Consider the following 3,758-nt stretch of genomic DNA (forward strand, 5'->3'; position numbering starts at 1 on the left):
CTGCGCGGCTGGCGCCGCGCGCCGTGCACGAACGCCTCGCTCACCGCTTCGACGGGGAGCGGGGCGTTCGTGCATCCGGGTAAGGTTTCGCGAGGCGTGCCGTCCGTCGCGTCGCGCCGTCGAAGGAGGAGCAGGAGATGTCCGTAGGAGATGTGGCCGGGCTGATCGCCGCCATCGCATTCGTGCTGCTGGTCGGGGTCCTCGCGGTTCCTCTGGTCAAGCTCGGCCGGGTGCTCGACGAGGCCCGCGTGAGCATCAAGGAGGTCACGGACCACTCGGTGCCGATCCTCGACGAGGCCGCCACGACCGTGGCCACGACGAACAGCCAGCTGGTCAAGGTCGACACGATCACGACGTCCGCGGCGCAGGTCAGCGAGAACGTCTCGGCCCTCACGGGTCTGTACGCGGCGACCTTCGGGGCGCCGCTGGTGAAGGTCGCGGCGTTCACGTACGGCGTGCGCCAGGCGTTCGCGCGGGCCTCGGGCCGCTCGTCCGGACCTCGGACCGGTCGCTGATGCGTCGGGTCTTCTGGGTCGGCGTCGGCGTCGCCATCACCGTGGTCGTCGTCGTCAAGGGACGGCAGGTGATCGCGCGCTACGCGCCCGCCTCGCTCGTCGACCAGGCCACAGACCAGGTCAACTCGATCGGGGAGAAGGCCACGAGCTTCGCCCGGACCTTCCGTGAGGAGTTCCGCACCGCGCGCGACGCGCGCGAGGCCGAGCTGCTCGCGTCCCTGCTCGCCGAGGGCCAGCCGGACCCCGCAGACGTGCGCGCAGCCCGTGCGGCGCGCCGCGAGCGCGCGGGAGACCCCGGCGTCGACGACGACGAGGACCTGCTCGGGTACTCGTTCTACTGATCCACCCACCGGGCCTGCTGCCTCCCTCGCGACGAGCGTCGCGCGTACGGGAGGGAAGCACGCCGGGAACATACTTGTTCTAGCCGGTGTCGCTGCCCCTGCGGCGCGCCCGGGCCGTTCCGTCTCCGACTTCCGAAGGACATCATGCGTACCGCCGAGATCCGCAAGCGTTGGCTCGACTACTTCGCCGCCCAGGACCACACCGTCGTGCCCTCGGCGTCGCTCGTCTCGCCGGACCCCTCGACGCTGTTCACCATCGCGGGCATGGTGCCGTTCATCCCGTACATGACGGGCGAGCAGACGGCGCCGTGGACCCGTGCGACGAGCGTGCAGAAGTGCGTGCGCACGCTCGACATCGACGACGTGGGCAAGACCACGCGCCACGGCACGTTCTTCCAGATGAACGGCAACTTCTCGTTCGGGGACTACTTCAAGGAAGGCGCGATCACCTACGCCTGGGACCTCATCACGCGGTCGCAGGACGACGGCGGGTACGGCATCCCCGAGGACAAGATCTGGGTCACCGTCTTCCACGAGGACGACGAGGCGCGCCAGCTCTGGAAGAAGATCGCCGGACTGCCGGACGAGCGCATCCAGGGACTCGGCATGGGGCCCAACTACTGGTCCACGGGCGCCCGCGGGCCCGCCGGGCCGTGCTCGGAGATCTTCTACGACCGCGGGCCTGCCTACGGCCCCGACGGCGGCCCGGCGATCGACCTCGCGGGCGACCGGTTCCTCGAGATCTGGAACCTCGTCTTCATGCAGTACCAACGCGGGGACGGCGGGACCAAGGAGTCCTTCCCCATCCTGGGCGAGCTCACGAAGAAGAACATCGACACCGGCATGGGTCTCGAGCGCCTCGCGCTCGTTCTGCAGGGCGTCGACAACATGTACGAGATCGACGAGGTCTTCCCGGTGATCGAGGCCGCGCAGGAGCTCTCGGGCAAGCGCTACGGCGCCGACGCCGACGACGACGTGCGCATGCGCGTGGTCGCCGACCACGTGCGCTCGGCCCTGATGATCATCAGCGACGGCGTGCGCCCCTCGAACGAGGGCCGCGGCTACGTGCTGCGCCGCCTGCTGCGTCGCTCGGTGCGCGCGATGCGCCTGCTGGGCGTCGAGGACCCCGCGCTGCCGCAGCTGTTCCCCGTCTCGCGCGACGCCATGCAGGCCTCCTACCCGGAGGTCGGCGCCGACTTCGAGCGCATCTCGCAGATCGCCTACGCCGAGGAGGAGGCCTTCCGCCGCACCCTGACCTCGGGCACCACGATCCTGGACACCGCGGTCGCGGCCGCCAAGTCGAGCGCAGGCACGGGGGGCACGCCCGTGCTGCCCGGCGACCAGGCGTTCGCCCTGCACGACACGTACGGCTTCCCGATCGACCTGACCCTCGAGATGGCTGCCGAGCAGGGCGTCCAGGTCGACGAGAAGGCGTTCCGCGCCCTCATGCAGGAGCAGCGCACCCGTGCGCGCGCCGACGCGCTCGCCAAGCGCACGGGCGGCGTCGACACGGCCGCCTACGAGGCCCTGCAGAGCGAGCTCGCCCGTCCGGTGGAGTTCCTCGGCTACACGGACGCCACGGCGTCGGTCAACGTCGTGGGCCTCCTGGTCGACGGCGTGCCCTCCCCGGCCGCGACGGCACCGGCTGACGTCGAGGTCGTCCTCGACCGCACGCCGTTCTACGCCGAGGCCGGTGGCCAGCTCGCCGACCACGGCACGATCGTGCTCGACGGCGGCGCGACCATCGAGGTCGACGACGTGCAGCGCCCCATCAAGGGCTTCTCGGTCCACCGCGGGCGCCTCGTCGAGGGCGTCGTGGCGCTGGGCGACCCGGGCACCGCGCAGATCGACACGGCGCGTCGCAAGGCCATCAGCCGCGCCCACACCGCGACGCACATGATCCACAAGTCCATCCAGGAGGCCCTGGGCAAGGAGGCGACGCAGGCCGGGTCGGAGAACGCCCCGAGCCGCATCCGCTTCGACTTCCGCGCCTCGAGCGCGGTCCCCGCAGGGGTGCTGTCCGAGGTCGAGGAGCGGGTCAACACCCAGCTCGCCGAGAACCTCGAGGTCACGGACAAGGTCATGCCCATCGCGGAGGCCAAGGCGCTGGGCGCCATGGCGCTGTTCGGCGAGAAGTACGGCGACCAGGTGCGTGTGGTCTCGATCGGCGGCGACTGGTCGCGCGAGCTGTGCGCGGGCACGCACGTCAAGCAGTCCGGTCAGCTCGGCCTGGTCACGCTGCTCGGCGAGTCCTCGATCGGCTCCGGCGTGCGCCGTGTCGACGCGCTCGTCGGCGACGGTGCCTACGGCTTCCAGGCCAAGGAGCACGCGCTCGTCGGACAGCTCACGGGCCTGCTGAACGTGCGCACCGAGGAGCTCCCGGACCGCGTGGGCTCGCTGGTCTCGCGTCTGCGGGACGCCGAGAAGGAGCTCGCGGCGCTGCGCCAGGCCCAGCTCCTCGCAGCCGCAGCGAACCTCGCAGCGGGCGCGGAGACCGTCGGGGCCGTGCGCGTCGTCGTGCACGACGCAGGCGAGGTCGCCTCCGCGGACGACCTGCGCGCCCTCGCGCTCGACGTACGCGGCCGTCTCGCAGACTCGGCGCCGAGCGTCGTCGCCGTCGGCGGCGTGAGCAAGGACCGTCCGCAGGTCGTCATCGTGACGAACGCCCCGGCCCGTGAGGCCGGCCTGCGTGCGGGCGCGCTCGCGAAGAAGGCGTCGGGCGTGCTCGGCGGCGGCGGTGGCGGCAAGGACGACATGGCCCAGGGTGGCGGCACGGACGTGTCCGCCCTCCCGGCGGCTCTCGCGGGCATCCGCGACGACGTCGCCTCGGCGCTCTGAGCGCGCACCCGATGACGGTCGACCACCAGGCGGGCGCCCCTCTCCCGAGGGGGGCCCTGTCTCT

Annotated in this window: 3 protein-coding genes; all 3 read left to right on the forward strand. The window is 71.7% G+C overall.

Annotated features, from left to right (window positions below):
• Window positions 1–137: 137 nt before the first annotated feature.
• The 3 genes from ACFRCR_RS17600 to alaS all read left to right on the forward strand — a co-directional run bounded on the left by ACFRCR_RS17600 (window position 138) and on the right by alaS (window position 3,694).
• Window positions 138–515 carry a DUF948 domain-containing protein gene (locus ACFRCR_RS17600; RefSeq protein WP_030151396.1) on the forward strand — a complete coding sequence of 126 codons (378 nt, stop codon included), beginning with the start codon at window positions 138–140 and terminating at the stop codon, window positions 513–515.
• Window positions 515–856, forward strand: a complete 342-nt coding sequence (locus tag ACFRCR_RS17605; RefSeq protein WP_377679359.1) for a hypothetical protein — start codon at window positions 515–517, stop codon at window positions 854–856. Before ACFRCR_RS17600 ends, ACFRCR_RS17605 begins: the two co-directional genes overlap by 1 nt.
• 144 nt (window positions 857–1,000) lie before the next feature.
• On the forward strand, window positions 1,001–3,694 hold the full coding sequence (gene alaS / locus ACFRCR_RS17610; RefSeq protein WP_377679361.1) for an alanine--tRNA ligase: 2,694 nt from the start codon (window positions 1,001–1,003) through the stop codon (window positions 3,692–3,694).
• Window positions 3,695–3,758 lie beyond the last annotated feature (64 nt).

Origin of the sequence: Oerskovia sp. NPDC056781 (assembly GCF_042789955.1) — a bacterium.
GTDB classification, from domain to species: Bacteria; Actinomycetota; Actinomycetes; order Actinomycetales; family Cellulomonadaceae; genus Oerskovia; species Oerskovia rustica.

Coding starts and splice junctions, on each gene's coding strand:
- ACFRCR_RS17600 (WP_030151396.1), top strand. CDS start 138: ATGTCCGTAGGAGATGTGGCCGGGCTGATCGCCGCCATCGCATTCGTG.
- ACFRCR_RS17605 (WP_377679359.1), top strand. CDS start 515: ATGCGTCGGGTCTTCTGGGTCGGCGTCGGCGTCGCCATCACCGTGGTC.
- alaS (WP_377679361.1), top strand. CDS start 1,001: ATGCGTACCGCCGAGATCCGCAAGCGTTGGCTCGACTACTTCGCCGCC.